Source organism: Anaerostipes hominis (ex Lee et al. 2021) (assembly GCF_002270485.1).
GTDB lineage: Bacteria > Bacillota > Clostridia > Lachnospirales > Lachnospiraceae > Anaerostipes > Anaerostipes hominis.
Genome location: NZ_NQOG01000025.1, coordinates 1 through 24,474, shown reverse-complemented (window position 1 = coordinate 24,474; position 24,474 = coordinate 1). Strand labels below are relative to the sequence as shown.

The 24,474-nt window shown below is 46.1% G+C and carries 22 protein-coding genes; 20 read left to right on the top strand and 2 right to left on the bottom strand.

Annotated features, from left to right (window positions below; genetic code table 11):
• Positions 1 to 4: 4 nt before the first annotated feature.
• The 12 genes from CI597_RS15470 to CI597_RS15415 all read left to right on the top strand — a co-directional run bounded on the left by CI597_RS15470 (position 5) and on the right by CI597_RS15415 (position 14,010).
• Positions 5 to 709, top strand: a complete 705-nt coding sequence (locus tag CI597_RS15470; protein ID WP_024727279.1) for an HD-GYP domain-containing protein — start codon at positions 5 to 7, stop codon at positions 707 to 709.
• On the top strand, positions 627 to 1,868 hold the full coding sequence (gene hisS, locus CI597_RS15465; protein WP_024727280.1) for a histidine--tRNA ligase: 1,242 nt from the start codon (positions 627 to 629) through the stop codon (positions 1,866 to 1,868). Before CI597_RS15470 ends, hisS begins: the two co-directional genes overlap by 83 nt.
• 339 nt (positions 1,869 to 2,207) lie before the next feature.
• On the top strand, positions 2,208 to 3,755 hold the full coding sequence (locus tag CI597_RS15460) for an L-lactate permease (RefSeq protein ID WP_024727281.1): 1,548 nt from the start codon (positions 2,208 to 2,210) through the stop codon (positions 3,753 to 3,755).
• Positions 3,756 to 3,776: 21 nt separating this feature from the next.
• On the top strand, positions 3,777 to 5,066 hold the full coding sequence (gene larA / locus CI597_RS15455; RefSeq protein WP_024727282.1) for a nickel-dependent lactate racemase: 1,290 nt from the start codon (positions 3,777 to 3,779) through the stop codon (positions 5,064 to 5,066).
• A gap of 20 nt (positions 5,067 to 5,086) precedes the next feature.
• Positions 5,087 to 6,514 carry an FAD-binding oxidoreductase gene (locus tag CI597_RS15450; RefSeq protein WP_024727283.1) on the top strand — a complete coding sequence of 476 codons (1,428 nt, stop codon included), beginning with the start codon at positions 5,087 to 5,089 and terminating at the stop codon, positions 6,512 to 6,514.
• A 39-nt stretch (positions 6,515 to 6,553) separates the two neighbouring features.
• Positions 6,554 to 7,690 (top strand): acyl-CoA dehydrogenase family protein, encoded by a 1,137-nt coding sequence (locus CI597_RS15445; protein ID WP_024727284.1) that lies wholly within the window; start codon positions 6,554 to 6,556, stop codon positions 7,688 to 7,690.
• Between the two features lie 29 nt (positions 7,691 to 7,719).
• The gene (locus tag CI597_RS15440; protein WP_024727285.1) at positions 7,720 to 8,523 is read left to right on the top strand and encodes an electron transfer flavoprotein subunit beta/FixA family protein; all 804 of its coding nucleotides are present in this window, start codon (positions 7,720 to 7,722) and stop codon (positions 8,521 to 8,523) included.
• A 13-nt stretch (positions 8,524 to 8,536) separates the two neighbouring features.
• Positions 8,537 to 9,535, top strand: a complete 999-nt coding sequence (locus CI597_RS15435; RefSeq protein WP_095143005.1) for an electron transfer flavoprotein subunit alpha/FixB family protein — start codon at positions 8,537 to 8,539, stop codon at positions 9,533 to 9,535.
• A gap of 195 nt (positions 9,536 to 9,730) precedes the next feature.
• Entirely contained in the window at positions 9,731 to 10,420 is a 690-nt protein-coding gene (locus CI597_RS15430) for a FadR/GntR family transcriptional regulator (protein ID WP_006566834.1), read from the top strand.
• A gap of 189 nt (positions 10,421 to 10,609) precedes the next feature.
• On the top strand, positions 10,610 to 11,398 hold the full coding sequence (locus tag CI597_RS15425) for an electron transfer flavoprotein subunit beta/FixA family protein (protein ID WP_024727287.1): 789 nt from the start codon (positions 10,610 to 10,612) through the stop codon (positions 11,396 to 11,398).
• 12 nt (positions 11,399 to 11,410) lie between these two features.
• Complete coding sequence (locus tag CI597_RS15420; RefSeq protein WP_024727288.1) at positions 11,411 to 12,604, top strand: electron transfer flavoprotein subunit alpha; 1,194 nt, start codon at positions 11,411 to 11,413, stop codon at positions 12,602 to 12,604.
• 2 nt (positions 12,605 to 12,606) lie between these two features.
• Positions 12,607 to 14,010, top strand: a complete 1,404-nt coding sequence (locus CI597_RS15415; protein ID WP_024727289.1) for an FAD-binding oxidoreductase — start codon at positions 12,607 to 12,609, stop codon at positions 14,008 to 14,010.
• Between the two features lie 65 nt (positions 14,011 to 14,075).
• On the opposite strand, the gene CI597_RS15410 is transcribed toward CI597_RS15415, so the two are convergent.
• On the bottom strand, positions 14,076 to 14,597 hold the full coding sequence (locus CI597_RS15410; protein WP_024727290.1) for a flavin reductase family protein: 522 nt from the start codon (positions 14,595 to 14,597) through the stop codon (positions 14,076 to 14,078).
• 143 nt (positions 14,598 to 14,740) lie between these two features.
• Here CI597_RS15410 and aspS point away from each other — a divergent pair, with 143 nt between their 5' ends.
• From aspS to CI597_RS15390, 4 genes are all read left to right on the top strand, one after another.
• Positions 14,741 to 16,540: an aspartate--tRNA ligase gene (gene aspS, locus CI597_RS15405; RefSeq protein WP_024727291.1), complete on the top strand. Its 1,800-nt coding sequence runs from the start codon at positions 14,741 to 14,743 to the stop codon at positions 16,538 to 16,540.
• Positions 16,541 to 16,553: 13 nt separating this feature from the next.
• Positions 16,554 to 17,024 (top strand): ACT domain-containing protein, encoded by a 471-nt coding sequence (locus tag CI597_RS15400; protein WP_006566840.1) that lies wholly within the window; start codon positions 16,554 to 16,556, stop codon positions 17,022 to 17,024.
• A gap of 31 nt (positions 17,025 to 17,055) precedes the next feature.
• Positions 17,056 to 18,291: a serine hydroxymethyltransferase gene (glyA, locus tag CI597_RS15395; protein ID WP_024727292.1), complete on the top strand. Its 1,236-nt coding sequence runs from the start codon at positions 17,056 to 17,058 to the stop codon at positions 18,289 to 18,291.
• Positions 18,292 to 18,582: 291 nt separating this feature from the next.
• The gene (locus CI597_RS15390) at positions 18,583 to 19,263 is read left to right on the top strand and encodes an HAD family hydrolase (RefSeq protein WP_024727293.1); all 681 of its coding nucleotides are present in this window, start codon (positions 18,583 to 18,585) and stop codon (positions 19,261 to 19,263) included.
• A 60-nt stretch (positions 19,264 to 19,323) separates the two neighbouring features.
• Here CI597_RS15390 and CI597_RS15385 read toward each other — a convergent pair whose 3' ends face one another.
• Entirely contained in the window at positions 19,324 to 19,959 is a 636-nt protein-coding gene (locus CI597_RS15385) for a lactate utilization protein (RefSeq protein ID WP_024727294.1), read from the bottom strand.
• Positions 19,960 to 20,045: 86 nt separating this feature from the next.
• Between CI597_RS15385 and CI597_RS15380 the strand changes: the two genes are divergently transcribed.
• The 4 genes from CI597_RS15380 (at position 20,046) to CI597_RS18790 (ending at position 24,072) form a co-directional block, all read left to right on the top strand.
• Positions 20,046 to 22,052, top strand: coding sequence for a DNA topoisomerase (locus CI597_RS15380; protein ID WP_034549249.1), 2,007 nt, complete (start codon positions 20,046 to 20,048; stop codon positions 22,050 to 22,052).
• Positions 22,053 to 22,054: 2 nt separating this feature from the next.
• On the top strand, positions 22,055 to 22,723 hold the full coding sequence (locus CI597_RS15375; RefSeq protein WP_095143004.1) for a UDP-N-acetylglucosamine pyrophosphorylase: 669 nt from the start codon (positions 22,055 to 22,057) through the stop codon (positions 22,721 to 22,723).
• Between the two features lie 22 nt (positions 22,724 to 22,745).
• The gene (locus CI597_RS15370; RefSeq protein ID WP_024727296.1) at positions 22,746 to 23,624 is read left to right on the top strand and encodes a hypothetical protein; all 879 of its coding nucleotides are present in this window, start codon (positions 22,746 to 22,748) and stop codon (positions 23,622 to 23,624) included.
• Positions 23,625 to 23,874: 250 nt separating this feature from the next.
• Positions 23,875 to 24,072 (top strand): HD domain-containing protein, encoded by a 198-nt coding sequence (locus CI597_RS18790; protein ID WP_235824658.1) that lies wholly within the window; start codon positions 23,875 to 23,877, stop codon positions 24,070 to 24,072.
• Positions 24,073 to 24,474 lie beyond the last annotated feature (402 nt).

Genomic DNA, 24,474 nt, shown 5'->3' with positions numbered 1-24,474 from the left:
TGATATGCCGATGAAATATGAATCCCGCGATGTAGAGACTCCGATCCAGGTCGGTCTGGATGATTCCATTGAACATGGGATCGTTGTGAGCAACCTTGCATACAGTGTGGGAAAAGAACTGGGACTGGATGAGGCAGCCTGCTATGATCTGGCGGTGGCGGGCCTTCTCCACGATATTGGAAAAGTCCGGCTGAATTTTTACATGAATGAGAAGGAAGAACAGATCCTTGCAGTAGATGAGACACGCTATCTGCGCATGCATTCTACGATCGGCCATTCAATTCTGGTGGAGCATGGATATGATGATATTGTGCTGGATGCGGTGCTGTACCACCATGAACACTATGACGGCACCGGATATCCGAGCAACTTAAAGAGAGATGAGATCCCGCTGGTAGGCAGGATTATGCATGTCTGCGATATCTTCGGAGCTTTGATCGCCAACAGGGATTACCGGGAGGGATTTTCCGTTGAAACCGCCCTGGAAGTCATGATCGAGGAAGTGAAGAATTTTGACATGAAAGTGTTTCTCGCGTTTCAGCGGGTTGCATTTTCAGAAGAAATGCTTAGAATATTAGAAAAGAGTAATCTGCACGATACAGATACAATAAAAGGAGGAACTGTAAATGATAACACAAGCACCGAGAGGGACGAAGGACTGGTACGGAGAGGAAATGCAGAAACGGACATATCTGGAGAACGTGTTTAAAGACCTGTGTGAGACATATAATATCCATGAAATCATTACGCCTGTTTTTGAGCACACCGTACTGTTTCAGCGAAGCGTGGGAGAGACAACGGATGTGGTCCAGAAAGAGATGTATACCTTTGAAGATAAAGGAAACCGGAGCATTACCTTAAAACCGGAAGGGACTGCGGGAGCCATCCGCGCTTATCTGGAGCACGGAATGCAGAACGAACCCCAGCCGGTAAAGATGTTTTATATTACCCCGGCTTTCCGCTATGAAAAACCACAGAGCGGAAGACTCAGACAGCACCACCAGTTCGGAATCGAATTTGTAGGTGCCCAGAGTCCGCTGGCGGAAGTGGAACTGATCACCCTGGTGACATCTTTTATCAATAAGATCGGTCTTACTGATGCAAAACTTCACATCAACAGTATCGGATGCTCAAACTGCAGAAAGGATTACAACGAGGCTCTTTTTGCGTACCTTCACCGGCATGAGGACAAGCTTTGTCCGACCTGCCGGGAGAGGATGGAGAAGAATCCGCTGAGAGTCATCGACTGCAAAGTGCCTTCCTGTAAAGAGATCATCAAGGATGCACCGAGAACGATCGACTATCTGGACGAAGAGTGCAGAGAACATTTTGAAGAGCTGAAAAGCCTCCTGGACAGCCTGAATATTCCTTATGAAGTGGACACAGGCATTGTCCGCGGGCTCGATTATTACACAAAGACCGTGTTTGAGTTTGTAAATGGGGAAGGTTTTACCCTGTGCGGCGGAGGAAGATATGATAATTTAGTCCATGAGATCGACGGAAAAGTGTCCATGCCTTCGGTTGGATTTGGCATGGGAGTAGAGCGTATCTTATTTTTCCTTGAAGAGGAAGGAGTAGAACTTCCCGCGGGCAGGCCCCTGAACCTCTATGTGGGAATTCTCGGAAAAGAAGCCAGGGCAAGAGCTTATGAGATCGTTTCCGGTCTGCGCACGGAAGGATTCAAGGTGGAGACAGACTACCTTGGACGAGGGGTAAAGGCACAGATGAAATATGCAAACAAGCTCCGGGCACAAAACACGATCATTATCGGTGAGAATGAATTAAAAGAAAATAAAGGAAGACTGAAAAACATGGAATCCGGAGAAGAGATAGAAATTTCTCTGGACGATATAAAAAGTGCATTATAAGGACGGCCTGTTTTTTACAGTGTACAGAGGCAAAAGCTTCTCTGATTATTTGAGATCAGAGAAGCTTTTTATTTTTGTGAGATTTCATGAATTTTATAAAAAATGGAATGTTCTGTGAAACAGCTGCAGGCCTGTTTCACCGAATAGGATAAATTATGGAAACGATATAAACTTCGGCGTTTTGCACAAAAAATATAGGGTATTATGAGACTTGTTCATGCAAATGGGCTTGACAAATGAAGAAATTGGTCCTACCATAAGGGACAACAGGGGATTGGTAGAACCAATTTATTTGGATTGTAACTCGTCGTCTTAAACCGAAAGGAGTTTCTGCTTGTGATGTTCATCAAATTTATTTTGGCTTTGCTCCCTATTCTTTGGCTGATGGCTGCCTTGAGCGGTCTTAAAATGCCAGGATACAAAGCCTGTCCTATTTCACTTGCGATCACACTAGTTCTTGCACTGTTTCTCTGGAAAATGCCGCTCATTGATGCTCTTACCGGAACACTGGAGGGAGCGGCTATGGGGATCTGGCCGATCTGTCTCGTCATTATCGCGGCCATTTTCACTTACAACCTGACGGTACATACAAAAAATATGGATTTAATTAAACGGATGCTGACCAGTGTATCCAGAGACAAACGGATTCTGATCCTCATCATTGCATGGGGATTTGGAGGATTCATGGAAGGGATGGCCGGCTTTGGAACGGCAGTTGCGATTCCGGCCAGTATCTTATGCGGGCTTGGCATCAGCCCGATCTTTGCGGCAACGGTATGTCTGGTTGCCAATGCAACGCCCACTGCATTCGGATCGATCGGCATTCCAACCATCACGGCTGCCTCTGTGAGCGGCCTGGATTCCAAAGGCGTAGCAGTAGCCGTTGTAATACAGCTTGCAGTCCTGGTAGTCCTGACACCGTTTTTAATGATGATCATGACAGGGGGTTCTGTCAAAGGACTGAAGGGAATCGGCATGATCACGCTGCTATCCGGATTAGGATTTATTATTCCGGAATACCTTACGGCAAAGTTTGTGGGGGCTGAACTTCCGGCTGTAATCGGCTCTGTATGCAGCATGGCTGTCACGATCCTGGCGGCAAAACTTTTGAAGAAAAAAGAGGACCCGGAATACATTCTTCACGGGCTTGAAAATTCGGAACAATCCGGAAGGGAACCTCTTGGATTAAAAAGGGCAGTTATCGCATGGCTTCCGTTTCTGCTGATCCTGGTATTTCTTCTGCTGACTTCCAGTCTTGTCCCGGCCATTCACGATCCGCTGGCGAGCGTAAAGAGTTCTGTTCAAATTTATACAGGTGCGGATGCAGCCCCGTATACTTTCACTTGGCTGGCGACACCGGGTGTTCTGATTTTTTTAGCGGCTCTGATCGGAGGAAAAGCACAGGGAGCCTCATTAAGAGAGATCGGAATGGTATTGAGAGACACTTTGATACAGATGTCAAAGACGGTCCTTACCATCGTATCCGTTCTGGCAACAGCAAAAGTCATGGGATACAGCGGAATGATCAGCGATATTGCGGCTTTGATTGTGGCAGTCACCGGTTCTTTTTATCCTCTGGTGGCACCGCTCATCGGTTCGATCGGAACCTTCGTGACGGGAAGCGCCACATCTTCGAGTGTCCTCTTTACCGGTCTTCAGGTCCAGACAGCCCATACACTCGGTATGAACGATGTCTGGCTGGCGGCGGCCAATACAGTAGGGTCCACGGCGGGAAAGATCATCTCACCCCAGAGCATTGCCATTGCTGTGGCAGCTACGGGAACAGTGGGAAAAGAGAGCAGGATACTGAACGGGTCCATGAAATACTTCATTCTGTTTATCGTACTTTACGGAGTGATCGCATTTTTGGGACTTAGATTTATTTAATACATTCGACGGAGGTGACTTATGAAAATGATAAACCTTCCCTACGGAAAAGGGAAATTAGCGATTGAGATCCCGGAGGAGCGGCTAGCAGGAATCCTCTTATCAAAAGCCCATGATTATCAGGCAAAGATGGGAGAGGAAGATCTGGTCAGGGATGCCCTGATGCATCCGGTGGGAACACCGAGGCTAAAAGAACTGGCCAGGGGAAAAGACAATATTGTGATGATCGCCAGCGACCATACTCGTCCGGTTCCAAGCAAGGTTATCATGCCGGCTGTTTTGGAGGAGATCAAGCAGGGAAATCCTGATGCAGAGATTACAGTTTTAATCGCCACGGGATTTCACCGTCCTACCACAAGAGAAGAACTGATCTCAAAGTTTGGGGAAGATATGGTGGATCATCCGGATATCAGGTTTGTAGTGCACGAAAGCGGGAAGCCGGAGGATATGGTAAGCCTTGGAAAGCTTCCATCCGGAGGAGAGCTTTTAATCAACAAAATTGCCTGGGAGGCCGATCTTCTAATCTCGGAAGGATTCATTGAACCCCACTTTTTTGCAGGTTTTTCCGGAGGAAGAAAGAGCGTGCTTCCGGGAGTCTCCAGCAGAACAACGGTACTGGCCAACCACTGCTCAGAGTTTATTGATGATTCCCATGCCAGAACAGGAATTCTTGAAGGAAACCCTATTCACAGAGATATGATCTATGCGGCTGGAAAGGCAAAACTGGCTTTTATCATAAACGTTGTGCTGGATGAAGATAAAAAGGTGATCGAGGCATTCGCGGGGCACTATGAAAAAGCTCATGAAAAGGGCTGCCGGTTCGTGGATCAGCTTTCAGGAGTGGACGCAGTACCTTCCGACATCGTCATATCCACCAACGGGGGTTACCCTCTGGATCAGAATATTTACCAGTCAGTCAAAGGCATGACTGCGGCGGAAGCCACCTGCCGGCCGGGCGGAGTCATTATTATGGCTGCAAGCTGCATTGACGGACACGGCGGCAAGGAGCTGTATGACACTTTTGCAAAGGAGAAGGATAAGGAAAAGATCATGCAGAGATTTCTCGCTACAGACCGGAACTCCACAGTGCCTGACCAATGGGAGTCCCAGATCTTATGCCGTATCCTATTAAAGTATAAAGTCATCCTGGTGACGCAGGCTCCGAAGGACATGGTGGAGGAGATGCAGATGGACTATGCGGACAGCGTGGAAGATGCGATCCGCTTGGCCGATGAGTATCTGGGCAAAGAAAACAGTAAGATCACTGTGATACCGGACGGTGTTGCAGTTATTGTAAGAAACAGAAACTGAGATTTTTGAAGGAGGAGAAGATGAGCGAATATGAATACGGCAAAGTGACACAGGAAATCATTGACCGTCTGAATGAGATTGCACCCAAGCGTGTCTATACGGGAGATGAGATCAATGATGATTTTACCCACGATGAGATGTCGATCTACGGAAAGGCAAAACCCGAAGCGGTAGTAGAACCATTGACTACAGAAGAAGTTGCAGCGGTGATGAAGCTTTGTAATGAGCAAAAGATTCCAGTGACGCCAAGCGGAGCCAGAACCGGGCTGGTAGGAGGAGCCGTCAGCATACACGGCGGAGTCATGCTGTCTATAACGAAAATGAATAAAATCCTGGGCTATGACAAAGAAAACTTTGTGGTGACGATACAGCCCGGAGTTCTTCTAAACGATCTGGCGGAAGATGCACAAAAGCAGGGGCTTTTGTATCCGCCGGACCCGGGAGAAAAATTTGCAACAGTAGGCGGGAATGTGGCAACCAATGCCGGCGGTATGAGGGCTGTAAAATACGGGACTACGAGAGATTATGTCAGGGCGATGACGGTCGTTCTTCCCACCGGCGAGATTGTCAAATTGGGGGCGACAGTTTCCAAAACCAGTTCCGGATACAGCCTGCTGAATCTGATGATCGGATCGGAAGGGACATTGGGAGTCATAACAGAGCTGACTCTTAAATTGATCCCTCAGCCGAAAGCGGTTATCAGCCTGATCATTCCCTATGAAACTTTGGAAGACTGTATTGCCACAGTGCCCCGGTTTTTCATGAATCATCTGCATCCTCAGGCCTTGGAGTTTATGGAAAAGGATGTCGTCATGGATACGGAGAAGTTCCTGGGAAAGAAGGTTTATCCAAAAGAAATGGAAGGCGTGGAGGTCGGTGCTTATCTGCTGGCCACCTTTGACGGGGACTCAGAAGAACAGCTGGAAGATATCATAGAGGCAGCCTCTGAGGTTGTCTTGGAGGCGGGAGCCATCGATGTTCTGGTAGCTGATACACCGGCACTGAAACGTGACGCGTGGGCTGTGAGAAGTGCTCTTTTAGAGGCCATTGAGGCGGATACTGTGCTTTTGGATGAATGTGATGTGGTCGTACCTACGAATAAGATTGCCGAGTTTTTAACCTATACCAAGTCTCTGGAAGCAGAAGCTGATTTCAGGGTAAAAAGTTTCGGCCATGCGGGAGACGGAAATCTGCATATTTATACTTGCAGCAATGATATGCAGGAGGAGGAATTCAGAAAGCAAGTATCAGTGTTTATGAAAAAAGTGTACGAAAAAGCCACGGAATTCGGAGGGCTGATCTCCGGAGAACACGGCATTGGACACGGAAAGCTTGACTACCTGGCAGAATCTGTGGGACCGGTCAGCATGCGTATCATGGAAGGCGTAAAAACTGTCTTTGATCCGAATATGATTCTGAATCCGGGCAAAGTCTGCTACAAGTTATAATGTAAAACCAACTATTTATCTATAAAGGAGAAATCAATTATGGCATATTTAATTTCAGAAGAGGCAAACGATTTACTGCAGGATGTGAGAGAGTTTTGCGAGAATGAAGTCAAAGAACAGTGTAAAGAATTTGACCGTTCAGGAGAATGGCCGAAAGAGATTTATGATAAAGCGATCGAGATGCAGCTGCACTCCCTCGAAGTCCCTGAGGAATACGGCGGACCGGGTCTTTCCAGAGTAGATGTTGCGGCGCTGATCGAGGAGATGGCAATCGCGGATGCAGGATTTGCCACCACGATTTCTGCCAGCGGACTGGGAACAAAGCCGGTTCTCATTGCAGGAAACGAAGAACAAAAGAAGCATGTCTGTGATCAGATCATCGAGGGCGGATTCGGAGCATTCTGCCTCACAGAGCCGGGAGCAGGTTCAGATGCAGGAGCAGGTACAACAACTGCAGTGAAAGACGGAGACGAATACATACTGAACGGAAGAAAATGCTTTATCACAAACGGCGGGATCGCTTCCTTCTACTGCATTACGGCTATGACCGATAAAAGCAAGGGTGTAAAAGGTATCTCCATGTTCCTTGTGGATGCAGGAACACCTGGACTGAGCACCGGAAATGAAGAAGATAAGATGGGAATTCGTACATCCAACACATGTGACGTTGTCCTGGAAGACTGCAGAATTCCGGCAGCGAACCTGATCGGGCAGGAAGGAAAAGGATTTGGAATCGCCATGAAGACCCTTGACCAGGCCAGGGCATGGATGGGCTGTGTAGCAGCCGGAATTGCACAGAGAGGCATCAATGAGGCAATTGCCTACGGAAAAGAAAGAATCCAGTTTGGAAAACCGATCATCAGAAATCAGGCGCTGCAGTTTAAGATCGCAGATATGGCGATCAAGACAGAGACAGCCCGCCAGATGGTTGCCCATGCACTGACAAAGATGGATCTTGGACTTCCTCATTCTAAGGAAGCGGCTATTGCAAAATGCTACGCCAGCGATATTGCCATGGAGGTGGCATCAGAAGCCATCCAGATGTTCGGCGGATACGGATACAGCAGAGAATATCCGGTAGAAAAACTTCTCCGTGACGCGAAGATCTTCCAGATTTTTGAGGGAAGCAACGAAATCCAGAGAATTGTCATCGCGAACAATACCATTGGCAGATAAGAAATTGACTGGACAAAGGAGTGAAGATTATGGAAATTTTAGTGTGCATTAAACAGGTGCCGGATGATTCCGTGGAAGTACATTTGACAGAAGAAGGGAAGCCGGATCTTGCAAACATCACGCCTGTCGTCAATGCGTTTGATACCTATGCGCTGGAGATGGCTGCCCGCCTGAAAGAAGCCGGGGAAGGGGAGATCACTGCCCTTTGCATCGGCGGTGAGGAAGCCAGGAATTCATTAAAAAACTGTCTCGCAGTGGGAGCAGACCATGCATATCTGGTCCAGGAAGACCGGTTTGACGGTTCGGATTCCAGGGGGATCAGCCATATACTGATGTGTGCCGCCAAAAAGATCGAGGAAGACACCGGAAAGAAGTTTGATCTGATCTTCTGTGGGAAAGAGGCTACCGACGCTGCCCTTGGACAGGTGGGAGCAGAACTCTCCGAAATGCTGGGTACCGGAGTCATCACCAACGTGATCGAGGTCGAATTTGCCGAAGGACAGGTGTGCGCCAAACAGGAGACGGAAGAAGGATACCGCCTCATCGAGACGGCCTCTCCGTGTGTTCTGACTGTCACAAAGCCGGATTATGATCCGAGATATCCGACGATTAAAAATAAGATGGCAGCCCGGAAAAAGCCGATTGGTACGATCAAGGCACAAGACCTGTCAGTGCTGGAACCTGAAAAAACAGGAGAGGGCGGTGCCTTTGTAAAAACTCTTAAGCTGTATGAACCGCCGAAAAAAGAGGCTGGGATCAAGATTCAGGAAGAGACAGCGCAAGATTCAGCATTAAAAGCAGTTGCCATGATGGCGGATGCGAAAGTATTCTAAGGAGGAGTTTGCAATGGATATGACAGAATATAAGGATATCGTGGTTTATATTGAGACTGCGGACAAAAGTCCGGTCAAGGTCGGATTGGAAATGCTCTCTCCTGCCAGAAAAATCGCTGAAAAAAAGGGCGGGAAGGTCAGAGCAGTCCTGATCGGAGACGGGATTCGAACAGCCGCCCAAAAAGCTGCCGAATCCGGCGCCGACGAAGTGATCTTGATCGAAAGTCCTGAGTATGAAATATTTCATCTGGACCGCTTTGCCAATGTGATGGAATCAGTGATAAAAGAGGTGAAACCCTATGCGGTTTTCGTGGGAGGAACTCAGGACGGCAAAGACCTTGCCCCGAAGCTTGCCGCCAGATTAAAGACCGGTTGTGCCTCTGATGTCATGGATGTAAAGACGGAGGATGGAAAGACAGTCTATACCTGCCCTCTTTATGGAGGAACCGTACTTCAGGACGTGGTTATGGAAACATCTGTGCCCCAGATTGCAGTGCTGCGTTCCGGAGCTTTTAAAAAGTCAGAGGAAACTGTAAAAGGTACGATCACAGAGAAAAATATTCCGGCCGCAGATGAAAATATCCGGCTGAAGATAAAGGATGTGGTCAAAGAAATTTCCGAGACAGTCAATCTCGAAGATGCCCAAGTCATCGTCTCAGGCGGAAGGGGAATGGGCAGCAGGGAAAACTTTGAACTTGTAAAACAACTGGCAGATCTTCTGGGCGGAGTGGTTGGAGCCACAAGGCCCGCTATCGAAGACGGATGGATCTCCAGGGTCCACCAGGTAGGGCAGTCAGGAAAAATCGTAGCGCCGAAGCTTTATATTGCCTGCGGTATTTCCGGTGCGACACAGCATGTTTCCGGAATCATGAATTCCGATTATATAGTAGCGATCAACAAAGATGAAGATGCGCCTATTTTTGAAGTAGCCAACATCGGCATCGTAGGAAATGCAATAAACGTGCTTCCGGTTATGATCGAAGAGATCAAAAAGAAAAAGGAAGCAGAATAAATCAGCGTGTTTCTATGCTTAATGCATATTGACCATCTTAATGCACCTTCTGTTCCGGAGTAATCCGAAACAGAAGGTAATCCTCTTTTGCGAAAAAAACGGCGAAAAAGCCGGAAATAATAGAAATTCCCTTGATTTGATGAAACCTGGACGGTATAATTTTCTCCAAACGGTTTCATAGAAAGAGGGATAGAGATGCAGCAGACAAAAGCTTACGAAAAAGTGATTGAACATATTAAGAAACAGATCATCAACCATGATCTGACGATCGGTGAAAAATTACCTCCTGAGAGAGAAATATCAGAGCAGCTGGGCGTCAGCAGAAATTCTGTGCGTGAGGCGATCCATATGCTGGAGATGATGGGGTTTATCTCAAGTCAGCAGGGAGCGGGAAATTATGTTTCCTGTAATTTTGAAAAAAACCTTGTAGAATCAATGTCCATGATGTTTATTCTGCATAAACTTGACTATGGTTCCATCACACAGCTCCGCTTTGCGCTGGAAATGCAGGCCTTTGTGCTGGCAGTGGACAACATCAGCAAAGAGGAGATCCAGAAGATTGGCGAGTATATACTGAATCTGGACCGGGGCAAAACTGAGGAAGAATGCGTGATCTGGGATAAAAAGATTCATTATGCGATAGCAAAGGCTTCCCACAATGTTCTGATTATAGATATTTTACAGGCATTATCCGATGTGCTGGATACTTATATCACAGACATGCGGAGAGAGATATTTAAGGATGACAACAAAGAAAAGCTGCAGCAGGCACATAAAGAAATTGCAAAATGCATGATTGAAAAAGACCTGGAAGGCGGAAGAAAGGCGATTGAGGATCACTTTGATATTATCAACAGCACGCTGGAGCGCATGAAAACGAGATAAAGTTGTGCATTATGACGAAAAAGTCATAAGATATAAAAAAATGCTGGACGGATAGTACAAAAAAAGTTATAATAAAGATAAATTGGTAGGGCCAATATAGAGAACAGAGAACCTGGAAATGAAGAATCATTTCCAATTATTTTTCAAACGATTGGTAGGACCAATCGAAGAGCAGGAGGAAAAGCAGATATGAATATTTTAGTTTGTATCAAACAGGTGCCGGAGTCCAATAAGGTAGAGGTTGATCCAAAAACGGGAGTCCTGAAAAGAAACGGGGCAGCGTCCAAGATGAATCCCTATGATCTCTACGCATTGGAGACAGCCATGAGATTAAAGGAAGAACTGGGAGGGGAGGTCAGTGTGATCACCATGGGGCCTCCTCAGGCGGCCCAGGTGATAAGGGAAGCCTATGCGATGGGAGCAGATCACGGAACTTTGATTTCCGACCGGAGATTCGGGGGAGCCGATGTGCTGGCCACAAGCTATACCCTGGCCCAGGGGATCAAAAAGATGGGAGACTTTGACCTGATTCTGTGCGGGAAACAGACCACAGACGGGGATACAGCCCAGGTTGGACCGGAGATCTCGGAATGGCTTGGTATCCCGAGTGTATCAAATGTAAGAAAAATCACCGAGGCAGACGGACAGAATATTACAGTTGAGATGGATATGCCGGACGACATTGAGATCACAAGGATTGCCTATCCTTGTCTTCTGGCAGTGGATAAAGACATTTTCCAGCCGAGACTTCCTTCTTACGTGAGAAAAACCGAGAAAGCAGATACGGAAATCACTATGCTCAGTCTGGATGACATGGATGACAGAGATGAGACCCATTACGGACTGAACGGTTCACCCACACAGGTTCAGAAGATTTTCCCTCCGGAAACTAACCACCACAGGGAACTCTGGAACGAGGAGAGCAGTATCCTTTCAGAAAAACTCTTTCAAAAAGTGAAAGAACTGAAATTTGTATAGGAGGAATTACATATGGCAAAGTTAGAAATTAATCAGGAAAAAATAACGGATCTCAGTGAACTGATTAAAATTTGTCCGTTTGGGGCGATGGAAGAAAAAGACGGAAAACTGGAGATCAATTCGGCCTGTAAGATGTGCAGACTGTGTGTGAAGAAAGGACCGGAAGGAGCCGTCACTTATGTGGAGGACCAGAAGGCAGAAGAGATTGATAAATCCTTATGGAACGGAATCGTAGTGTATGTTGACCATGTGGACGGCAAGATACACCCGGTGACTTATGAACTGATCGGAAAGGCAAAAGAACTGGCCAAAAAGATTTCTCATCCTGTGTATGCCCTGTTCATCGGAAGCGATATTAAAGAAAAGAGCAGGGAACTGCTGCATTATGGAGTTGATCAGGTATTTTTATATGACGACCCGGAACTGAGCCGTTTTAAAATAGAACCGTATACGGCAGTCTTTGAAGACTTTATACAAAAACAGCATCCATCCGCTATCTTAGTAGGTGCAACAACTGTCGGAAGACAGCTGGCCCCAAGAGTAGCAGCCAGAATGAAGACAGGGCTTACGGCGGACTGTACGATCCTTGAGATGAATGAAAACACAGATCTGTCCCAGATACGGCCTGCCTTCGGCGGAAATATTATGGCACATATCACAACACCCAATCACCGTCCGCAGATGGCAACCGTCCGCTATAAAGTGATGAATGCTCCGGAACGGATGGAGGAAGAACAGGGTGAAATTGTAGAATGTTCGATTGAAAAGGATAAACTTAAGACAAATGTTGAAGTTCTTGATATTGTTCTGAAAGAGAAGGAAAAGTTCATTGAATCTGCCGATGTCCTCGTAGTGGCGGGACGCGGTGTCAAAAAAGAAGAGGATCTCCTGATGCTGGAAGAATTGGCAGACCTTCTAGGCGGGCAGTTGGCATGTACAAGGCCAGTGGCAGAGAACGGCTGGCTGGATGCAAAACGGCAGGTGGGCTTAAGCGGCCGTACTGTCCGCCCGAAACTGATCATCACCTGCGGGGTGTCCGGTGCCATTCAGTTTGTTGCCGGCATGGATCATTCAGACCAGATCATTGCCATCAATAAGGATGAGAAAGCTTCTATCTTCAAGGTAGCCCATTACGGTCTGGTGGGGGATTTATATGAGGTCATTCCTCAGTTCATTGAAAAAATCAAAGAGAGTCAGGGGGCATAGCTATGGGATATAAAAGATTAGATGAAAAAGATCTTATGTACATAAAGCAGGTAATCGGTGATGACGAACGTATTTTATACGGAGAAAATATAAATGAGGAATACAGCCATGACGAGCTGAGCGGTACCCAGAGTTATCCTGACGTTGTAGTAAAGGCAGCAAATGCAGAAGAGATTTCAAAGATCATGTCCTACGCATATGAACACACGATTCCGGTCACTCCAAGGGGAGCGGGCACAGGGCTTGTGGGATCTTCTGTGGCAATGGAACACGGGATTATGATGGATACCAGTCTGATGAATCAGATCCTTGAACTGGACGAAGAAAATCTGACGGTAACCGTGGAGCCTGGAGTGCTCCTGATGGAGCTGTCAGCATTTGTAGAGGATCATGACTTTTTCTACCCGCCGGACCCGGGGGAGAAATCTGCAACTATCGGAGGAAATATCAGTACAAATGCCGGAGGCATGCGGGCAGTAAAATATGGGGTTACAAGAGATTATGTCCGTGGACTGGAAGTGGTTCTGCCCAACGGAAAGATTGTAGAGTTCGGAGGGAAAATCGTGAAGAACAGTTCCGGTTATGCGATGAAGGATCTGATGGTAGGGTCCGAGGGAACACTGGGAATTATTACGAAGGCGGTTCTTAAACTGCTTCCGCTTCCGAAAAAAGCGATCAGTCTTCTGATACCGTTTGAAAATCTTAACTCGGCGATACAGACGGTGCCGGAGATCATCAAGTCCAAAGCGATTCCTACGGCAATCGAATTCATGCAGAGAGAGGTTATTGAGGATGCCGAAGAATATTTGGGCAAAAAGTTCCCGGACCATCAGGCAGACGCATACCTTCTTCTGAAATTCGATGGAAATTCGGCCGAGGAGATCGAAGCGGACTACGATAAGGTCGCAAAACTCTGTTTAAGTCAGGGCGCACTGGATGTGCTGATCTCCGATACAGAAGAGCGGGACGAATCCATCTGGAAAGCCAGAGGTGCATTTCTGGAAGCGATCAAAGGATCTACCACCTATATGGACGAGGTGGATGTGGTCGTTCCAAGAAATAAGATCAGTGAGATGGTTGAGTATATGCACAATCTTCACAGCGAAGTGGACATCAGGATCAAGAGCTTTGGCCACGCGGGGGACGGAAATCTCCATGCTTATATTTTGAAGGACGATCTGACAGAGGAACAATGGCAGGAGCGGATGACGCTGGCAATGGAAAAAATATACCGGAAAGCGAATGAACTAAACGGTCAGGTGTCCGGGGAACACGGCATAGGATATGCCAAGAAGCCATATCTTAATGAGTCTTTAGAAGAAGAAACCATGAATATCATGAGGGGAATCAAAGCAGCCTTTGACCCGAAAAATATCCTGAACCCTCACAAAGTATGCCAGCTTTAAATTTCATATATACTGTTTCATAAAAAACCGGCGGAGAACATGTTTTCCGCCGGTTTTTTATGGTATTAATCCTGTTTTACGAGAATCTGTTCGATCTCCGCCACATAGAGAGTATGGTAGTCTTTATCCGCATACCACTGAGCATCCAGTGCTTTTGCGTCTCCTATAAATCCTTCCGGGTCCATCGGCTGGCTGTACAGCTTTCTGCAGATCAGAACGATTTTTGCTTCCTCAAAGTAAGGGATGCCGTTGGCATCTGTCGGTGTAAGTCTTGTTTTTGCAATTTTATCTTCGGTCCGTCCTGACACACTTCCGAGATAAGTCAGGTCCTTCTTAAATGCTTCATCATAAAATGACAGCGAGAAAGTTTCAGAGTTATCGATAAATTCTTTCGTATAGCGCTGCGGACGGATCACAGATACTGCCACGTCCTTGCCCCACATGACTCCGAATCCACCCCATGATGCGGTCATCGTATTGATCTTGCCTTCTTCATTTTTGGCGGTTACCAGCATCCAGTCCTTCCCTATGAGACGGAAGGCACTCTGGTCAAAATCTTCTGGTGCAACAATTGCATATTCACTCATGTTACTTGCCTCCTTTTTTGTGTAATTACCATTATAATGCAAAAATGATGTAATGTCTATAAAACCTGCAAGTTTCATTGAAATCCTGCCATCCCTTATGCTATAATGACAGACAGGTTTAATATATGTAAGGAGGAAGCAGCATGGCAGAGTCAATGGCCGGGCTATCACGGAGCCACCGGTGTACAGAAGTGGGCCGTGAAAATATCGGCGAGAAAGTAACCGTCATGGGATGGGTACAGAAGAGAAGAAATTTAGGAAGTCTTATATTTGTAGATTTAAGAGACCGTTCAGGATTATTGCAGCTGGTCTTTGATGAAGATACATTGTCAAGTGAAGATTATGAAAAAGCCAATTCCCTGAGAAATGAATATGTGATCGCGGCGGCAGGGGAAGTACAAAAACGAAGCGCCGCTGTCAATGAGAATTTAAAGACAGGGGATATCGAGATCAAGGTGACAGACTTAAGAATCCTGTCGGAGTCAAAAACACCGCCATTTCCTGTCGACGCGGAACAGACCGTAAAAGACGAGCTGCGGCTCAAATACCGCTACCTGGATTTAAGAAGGCCGAACCTTCAAAAGAATCTCCTCGTGAGGAGTCAGGTGACCAAAGCGGCAAGAGACTTTTTAGCAGAAGAAGGATTTTTGGAGATCGAGACACCGATTCTTGGAAAAAGCACACCGGAGGGGGCCAGGGATTATCTCGTGCCGAGCCGTGTGCATCCGGGCAGCTTTTACGGACTTCCCCAGTCACCGCAGCTTTTTAAGCAGCTTTTGATGTGTTCAGGGGTAGACCGCTACTACCAGATTGCAAAGTGTTTCAGAGATGAGGATTTAAGGGCGGACCGTCAGCCGGAGTTTACACAGATCGATATGGAGCTCTCTTTCGTCGATGTAGATGACGTGATCGATGTCAACGAGCGCCTGTTAAAGAGAGTGTTTAAAGAAGTGCTGGACGTGGATGTGCAGATTCCGATGAAGCGTCTCACTTACCAGGAAGCCATGGACCGGTTCGGTTCCGACAAGCCGGATACAAGGTTTGGCATGGAACTCATTAACGTATCGGAAACAGTGAAAGATTGTGATTTTATGGTCTTTAAAGGAGCTTTGGAAAATGGAGGCTCCGTGCGCGGACTGAACGCAGAAGGACTGGGAGATCTGGGACGCAAGAAGATCGATGCTTTTGTAGATTCCGCCAAAGAGTTCGGTGCAAGGGGACTCGCCTATATCCAGCTGAAGCAGGATGGAAGCGTAAAATCTTCTTTTGCCAAGTTCATGAAAGAGGAAGAGATGACGGCGCTGATCGATGCGATGCAGGGGAAACCTGGAGATCTGCTTCTGTTTGCGGCCGACAAAGACTCTGTCGTCTATGATGTCCTCGGAAACCTTCGTCTGGAGATCGGCAGAAAATATGAAATGATCGATGAATCCTTATATAATTTCTTATGGGTGACAGAATTCCCTCTTCTGGAATGGAACGAAGAACAGAACCGCTATACGGCGATGCATCATCCATTTACTATGCCAATGGAAGAGGATTTAAAGTACATTGAAACAGATCCCGGAAGAGTCAGGGCAAAGGCCTATGATATCGTTTTAAACGGCACAGAACTCGGAGGGGGGTCCGTGAGGATTCACCGCGATGATATTCAGAAAGCCATGTTTAAGGCTCTTGGATTCAGCGATGAGGATGCCAATGAAAGATTCGGATTCCTCCTGGAGGCTTTCCAGTACGGAGTACCGCCTCATGCAGGCCTTGCTTACGGCCTGGACCGTCTTGTCATGTGGATGACAGGGGAGGACAGTATCCGTGATGTCATTGCATTCCCGAAAATAAAGGACGCCTCCTGCCTGATGACACAGGCACCGGGAGGGGTGGACACAGAGCAGCTGGATGAGCTTGGAATAGATTTGAAAGAAAACGATACGAACGAGGAATAAGGAGAAGCAGATTATGGAGAAAATGTTATTTAGCGGCGTGTTATCAAACACAGATGTTGCACAGGTGGCGATCAAAGGTCTGAAGCATGAACCGGGGATCGCGGCGAAACTGTTTACCGCCATCGCGGACAAAGGGATCAATGTAGAACTGATCCTGCAGTCCATCGGGAGAAAAGACAGCAAAGACATTTCCTTTGTTGTGAAAAAATCTGATGCGGATGCCGCGGTGGAGACCTTAAAAGAAACCTTTCAGGAAGGCTCTTATAAAGAAATTGTTTCTGACAAAAACGTGGGTATTGTATCCATTGTGGGGGCAGGAATGATGTCAAACTCAGGGGCGGCATCTAAAATGTTTGAAGCTCTTTATAACAAAGGCGTAAATATCCATATGATCTATACTTCTGAGATCAAGATCACAGTCCTGATCAGAGAAAGCCGTGTGGAAACAGCAGTGGAAGCACTGAAAGAACAATTCCAAGACTAACATCATCAATATATAACAGGAGGACACCAAGATGTTCGATTTTAGCGAAGTTAAGAATTATGATCCTGAAGTTGCCGAGGCAATGCAGGACGAGTTATCCAGACAGAGAAACAATCTGGAACTAATTGCCTCTGAGAACTTAGTTTCAAAGGCAGTCATGGCAGCCATGGGCAGCCACCTGACCAACAAATATGCGGAAGGATATCCCGGAAAGAGATATTACGGCGGCTGTGAGTTCGTGGATGTAGTGGAGAATCTGGCAAGAGAACGTGCAAAAGAACTGTTCGGATGTGAATATGTCAATGTTCAGCCACACTCAGGTGCACAGGCGAATATGGCAGTATTTTTTGCGGTCTTAAATCCAGGGGATACTTATATGGGAATGAGTCTGGACCACGGCGGTCATTTATCCCACGGAAGCCCGGTCAACATGTCAGGGAAATATTACAACTGCGTGCCTTACGGCGTCAATGACGAGGGATTCCTCGACTATGATGAAGTGCTCCGCATAGCGAAGGAGTGCAGCCCGAAGCTGATCATTGCAGGAGCGAGCGCTTATGCGAGATCCATTGACTTTAAGAAGTTCCGTGAGATTGCAGATGAAGTCGGAGCCGTTCTTATGGTGGACATGGCACATATCGCAGGCCTTGTGGCGGCAGGCGTACATCAGAGTCCGATTCCATATGCCCATGTGACGACAACAACCACCCATAAGACTCTGAGAGGTCCCCGCGGCGGTATGATCATGTGCAGCAATGAGATTAATGAAAAATACAACTTTAACAAAGCTATCTTCCCTGGCATTCAAGGTGGCCCGCTGATGCATGTGATTGCCGGAAAAGCCGTGTGCTTCAAAGAAGCGCTGTCCGATGATTTTAAAGAGTATGGAAAACAGGTGGTGAAGAATGCAAAAGCACTGGCAAAAGCTCTCATTGAAGAGGGATTTGATATTGTATCCGGCGGTACAGACAACCATTTGATGCTGGTGGATCTTAAAAAATATGATCTGACCGGAAAAGAAGCAGAAAAAGTTTTGGATTCCATTCACATCACCTGTAATAAAAATACAGTGCCGAATGATCCGAAATCTCCGTTCGTTACATCAGGACTCCGTCTCGGAACACCTGCAGTGACAACCAGAGGATTAACAGAAGAGGATATGGCGGTGATCGCCAAGGCAATCCGGCTTACACTTTTAGACCAGAAGCTTGAAGAAGCAAAACAGCTTGTAAAAGAATTGACAGCAAAATATCCTTTATATGAGTAATCTGAAAAAAGCTTAAAACGTAAGAAAGTACAGCCGGGTCATCGGGCTGTACTTTTTTGTCATAAATTAATTACTTTCTGCAGAAGAGAGGAATTCATAAAATGGAGGAAGCAAAAGCCAGAAAGCAGATCAGGGAAGAACAGATGAGACGGATTGAAAATGATTAATGACAGCCAAGGTCATTCCGCAGGAGGTGAATATTAAAAAACGTTTGCGGAAGCAATGAAAAAATGAGAGAAGACTGGATGACAATGCTGGCAGAAAAGAAAGAGGAAAAGACAGGAGGAAGAAATGAGCTTAAAAGGGATTGTATTTGATTTTAACGGAACGATGTATATTGATGGGGACAAACAGGAAGCTGCGTGGTTTGAATTTTTTCAGAGACATGCAAATGGGAAGTATACGGTCGAACAGCTTCACAAAATGATCCACGGGATCAATGGAGGAGAATTTTTGAAAATGGCTCTAAATCCTGATCTCACAGAACAGGAGATTTATGACCTGACAGAGGAAAAGGAAGATATTTACAGGGAAATGTGTCTGAATGATTCGAAGGGGATAAATTTTACAGAAGGCCTTCCGGAATTTCTCACCAAGCTTAAAGAACATGCGGTGCCTTTTGCTATAGCCACGGCATCAGCCATTGGGAATGTGAGATTTTATATGAAGCATATGCACCTTACCCATTGGATTCCGGCAGAACATATTGTTTATGACGACGGAACCTTCAAGGGCAAGCCTGAGCCGGATATTTACCTGATGGCCATGGAGAGAATCGGCCTCAGTCCCGAAAAATGCGTCGTCTTTGAGGATGCAGATGCGGGGATTGAAGCTGCCAGAAGGGCAGGGGCAGGAAAGATTATAGCCATTGGGCCGAAAAAAGAGCATGAAAGGCTTCTTGGACTCCCGGGAGTCACGGCTGTCATCGAGGATTTCAGAGAAGTCGGACTGGAGCTGTTGGAAACAGTCTGACAGAGAAAAGCAAAAACAGGTGTTCGAAAATTTGCTTCTTCCGGAACACCTGTTTTTGCTTTAATAACCCAGATCTTCTCCAACTAAGATGACCTTGATCCGGTCTTTCTGGCCGCATCTTCTGGTGATGAGCAGATGAGAACAGATAGAGGAATTGCCGTAACATTCTCCGCAGTGTCCTGTGATGGAACACGGAGTTTTCAGTCCCAGACGGATCGTGTTCGGACAGGAAGCCTTGCTCCTCGTCCTGTGTATGCCTTCTTCCACGGTGCTTACCACTTTGTTCATTCCGACGACCAGGATCACCTGTCTTGGCCCGTAGCTTAAACAACCTACACGGTTGCCGGAGCCGTCGATATTAATCAGTTCCCCTTCCAGTGTGATGGCATTCGTACTCATAATATAGGTGTCGGCGAGGACCGCCTTTGCATAAATCTGCCTCTGTTCCTCATAATTCTTTGCCGCTGACCGGTCCACAGCTTCATACTGTCCGGAATTCTTTACGGCATCTATAAGGCCGATCTCTGCCGCACTCATGGAACCGCCCCATGAAACAACAGAGCCTTTTTCTATGTAGGACAACGCTTTTTTTAAGGCTTCTTCCTTCGTAGCACAGTAAACTCCTGTAAAGTTTCTCTTTTCCATGTTCTTGATGATCGTAGCTGCAGTCACCTGATTTGCTTTTTCCATACTCATATCAAACACACTCCTTTGTTCATTTTATCTCTGGATATTATTGTATCACATGAGACCTAAATATGATATAATAGCAAAAGAAAAAAATGAAAGCAGGATTACGTTTGAAGTCATTATTTATTACAGAAAAACCAAGCGTGGCGAGAGAATTTGCCAATGCGCTGGACCTGAAACCGTCCGGCAGGGACGGATATCTGGAGAGTGAGAAAGCCGTGATTACATGGTGTGTAGGACATCTCGTCACCATGTCATATCCGGATAAGTATGATCCCAAGCTGAAGCGGTGGGATTTAGAAACACTTCCGTTTCTGCCGGAAGATTATAAGTATGAGATTATTCCGGGAGTAAAGAAACAGTACGATATTGTATGTTCACTTCTGAACCGGGAAGATATCGATACGATCTATGTGTGCACCGACTCGGGACGGGAAGGAGAATATATCTACCGGCTGGTGGACCAGGAAGCCCATGTGACCGGAAAACAGAAAAAGAGAGTCTGGATCGATTCCCAGACGAAAGAAGAGGTGCTCAGAGGGGTCCGGGAGGCCAAAGACCTGAGCGAGTATGATAATTTAGCTTCCGCCGCTTACTTGCGGGCTAAGGAAGACTATCTGATGGGGATTAACTTTTCCAGAGTGCTGACTTTAAAGTATGGCTGGACCCTTGGAAACTTTATGAAGCAAAAGCGGAGCGTCGTTGTGGCTGTGGGCAGGGTCATGACCTGTGTCCTTGGCATGATTGTCAAAAGAGAACGGGAGATCAGGAGTTTTGTTCCTACCCCTTTTTTTAAAGTGCTCTCTCACATTACACCACAGGGTGTAATGATTGAGTCCGAATGGAAAGCGGTAAAGGGCTCCAGATATTTTGAGTCAAAGAAATTATACAAAGACAACGGGTTTTTGAAAAAAGAGGATGCAGAGGCCTTTATAAAAGAAATTGAAGAAGCCTCCGGCATGGAGACGATTGTGGAAGCTTCTGCAAAGCGTCAGGAGAAAAAGAATCCGCCGCTTTTATACAATCTGGCGGAGCTTCAGAACCAGTGCTCCAAGATGTTTAAGTTAAGTCCTGATGAGACGCTGAAGATTGTTCAGGAATTATATGAAAAAAAGCTGGTCACTTATCCGAGGACCGATGCGAGAGTTCTGTCTGTCGCTGTTTCAAAGGAGATCAGCAAAAACCTGTCTGGATTAAAAAATTACGGAATACTCTCGGAAACAGCTGCGGAGATTTTAGATAAGAAGTCCTATACCGGACTTGCAAAAACCAGGTATGTGGATGACAAAAAGATCACGGACCACTATGCCATCATCCCAACCGGACAGGCGCTGAATAACCTAAAAAGTGTTTCACAGACCGGACAGAAGGTGTATGAAGTAATCGTCCGGCGGTTTTTATGTATTTTTCTGCCTCCGGCGGTATATTCTAAGATAAAGCTGGTGACAAGAACGGCGGGAGAAACCTTTACGGCAAATTTCAAATTGCTTGTAGATCCCGGATATCTTTTAGTGACCGGGGGAAAAGAGGCCAAAAAGCAAGATTCTGTATCCAAGGAGCAGATAGATGCCATACTCTCCCTGAAAAAGGGAATGAAGCTTCAGATTAAAAAACATTTAATCAAGGATGGTACTACAACACCTCCAAAACGTTATAATTCCGGTTCTTTGATCTTGGCCATGGAAAATGCGGGGCAGCTCATCGAAGACGAAGATTTAAGGGCTCAGATCAGGGGAAGCGGGATCGGAACAAGTGCAACACGGGCCGAGATTGTCAAAAAACTGATCAACAATCAATACATAGCGCTGAATAAAAAGACCCAGACTGTAACGCCGACACTGATGGGTGAGATGATCTTTGACGTAGTCAGAGGCTCCATCCATTCTCTTCTGAATCCGGAGCTTACCGCAAGCTGGGAGAAAGGGCTTACTTATGTGGCAGAAGGCACAGTAAGTGAAGAAGAGTATATGAAGAAGCTGAATCATTTTGTTGCAAAGCATACCGATGCGGTCAAAAGGACGAATCATCAGTATGTACTGCGCAGAATGTTTGACGAGACTGCAAAATATTATGTGAATAAGAAAGGGAAAGGTGAATGAGTATGAAACAGCTGACAAATCAGGAATTATTTAAAGATATGGACCAGACGACCGCAAAAGAATTATTTGAAAAGACTACATATCCATGGGAAGTGCTGGCGCTGATCGGCGATTTTATTTTAAAGACAGGCCCGGAACTTTCCGCGGAAGAGTTTGACCGGATCGGCGACGATGTCTGGATCGCAAAATCTGCTGTGATCGCAAGGACTGCGGAGATCAATGGGCCGGCCATCATCGGGGCCGGCACTGAGGTAAGGCCGGGAGCCTTTATCCGCGGTAATGCCCTGATCGGGGAGAACTGTGTGATCGGGAACTCCACAGAGATAAAAAATGATATATTGTTTAATAACGTGCAGGTTCCCCATTATAATTACGTGGGAGATTCTATTTTGGGATATAAATCCCACATGGGTGCGGGGTCGATCACATCCAATGTAAAATCCGACAAGACCAATGTAGTGATCAAGTGCGGGGACCGGAAAATCGAAACCGGAAGAAAGAAAATAGGGGCAATCTTGGGAGACCATGTGGAAGTAGGCTGCGGCACTGTCTTAAATCCCGGGTCTGTTGTCGGAGCGAACACGAATATCTATCCGCTTTCCATGGTAAGAGGCTATATTGAGGAAAACAGTATTTATAAAAAAGCAGGGGAGATCGCCAAAAAACACTAAGACAAAGAAAGGATTTCACAGCATGAGAAAAAGAATGATGACGCTGACGCTTTTCATCTGCGTTTCTTTTGCGCTTTCCGGCTGCGGAAAAGCTTCCAAACAGGAAATCATCGAATCAGAATACTACCAGAAATTACAGGACCAAAACAAAAAGCTCAGCCAGGACCTGAAGAAATCAAGAGCAAGGGAAGATTCGCTGGACAAAAAAATTAAAGAAATACACGAATATACCGGTGACCAGAAGCTGGCTTCCTACAAAAAGGAAGTGGCAGGGAGCACCATTTCCAAGACAGATTTTGTCCGTATTCAAAAGGGAAAGGTGTACAAAAGTTTTGCCGTCACAAACGAGCCGGTTTGTAAGTTTGTGAAAAATATTGTCCAGAATTCTTATCGGATCATAGGGCTGACGGTCACTGATCTGCGGGAAAAATATCATGGCAATATTTACTCTTATGCACTGATTGATGAGGATAATACTACGTATGAATTTAAGGTTTATGGGAACAGCTATATTGTATTTGACCAGATTCCTGAAAATGTATATTGCTTCAACAATGCAAGCGTCATTGGGGATGGGCTGATCGACGCGGTCAATGTCAAACATTATCCTTCCTATCTGGAAAGGCTTGCAGATGCGTCTCTGATCATCACAGATCAGAAGCTGAAATTTAACGAAACAGCTGTTCAGGTGTCTGATCTTCTGCAGAATGCCAAGGCAGATAAGAAAAAGCATGACACTGCGAAGTGGACCGAGTACCGCTTTTATACTCAGGGGACACTGACCAGTCTTTCGATATCTGAAGAGGGAACGTCTTTTTGCATCACGGATAAAAAAGGCAGCCAAAAGTTTTATACAGCCAGTGAAAAATCACTGTCCAAGATTAAAAAATTGTTAAAGTAAATAGTTTTTATGAGGGTAACATAAATAATAACAAAGAAGGGGATATAAAGGTATCATAAAATGTACGCCATAAGGAGCAAAAATATATGGGGATCGTTAAGCGGACACTGAACAAAGTAGATCCCCGCCTGGTTGAACACGGAGAGAGGGCAGCTTACATCGCTCTCAGAATTTTAGAAGAGGCAGAGGGAGGGATTCCGGACGACATGCTGAAAAATGTCCTTATGAGAAGCGGCGGATTTATCTGGAAATGCTGGAATCCTCTGTCGATTTTCGCAGTGAGTTCATGGTGCTTCACACGATCACAACGGTCAATGCCAGCATTGCTATAGCAAATATTATGGGAATTCCCGGTGACAGGTCAGACCGCCTGTATTACGGTGCTCTGCTCCATGATATCGGAAAGGTTGCCACACCGGTTGAAATCTTAGAAAAGCCGGGGCGCTGACAGAAGATCAGCTTTACAGGGAGGAAAGAATCTGTGCGGTGGCGGACAACATCAGTACCCTGATCCGAATGCGCAGCTATAAGCAGGTCTTCTCAAATGAACAGAACATGAAGATACTCGGTGACATGCCCGGCAGTTAACAAAATAGTGAAATTTTACATTTTTACCACTCCAAATATGGGGTGTTTTTTTTATTTCATAGGATTAGGGTGTCAAAAGGTCATTGACCTTTGATATAAATTTGTACCTTGAAAATTTAACACGATATATCAATTCATCCGAACATTTGGTAAAATATAAATATCAAATATCGAGGTGATTCGCATGGCTTTTGTATCAAATAATAGTCAACAAATGTCGTTGACTGACAGCACATTTAACCTGACAGAAAGAGAACGTAGG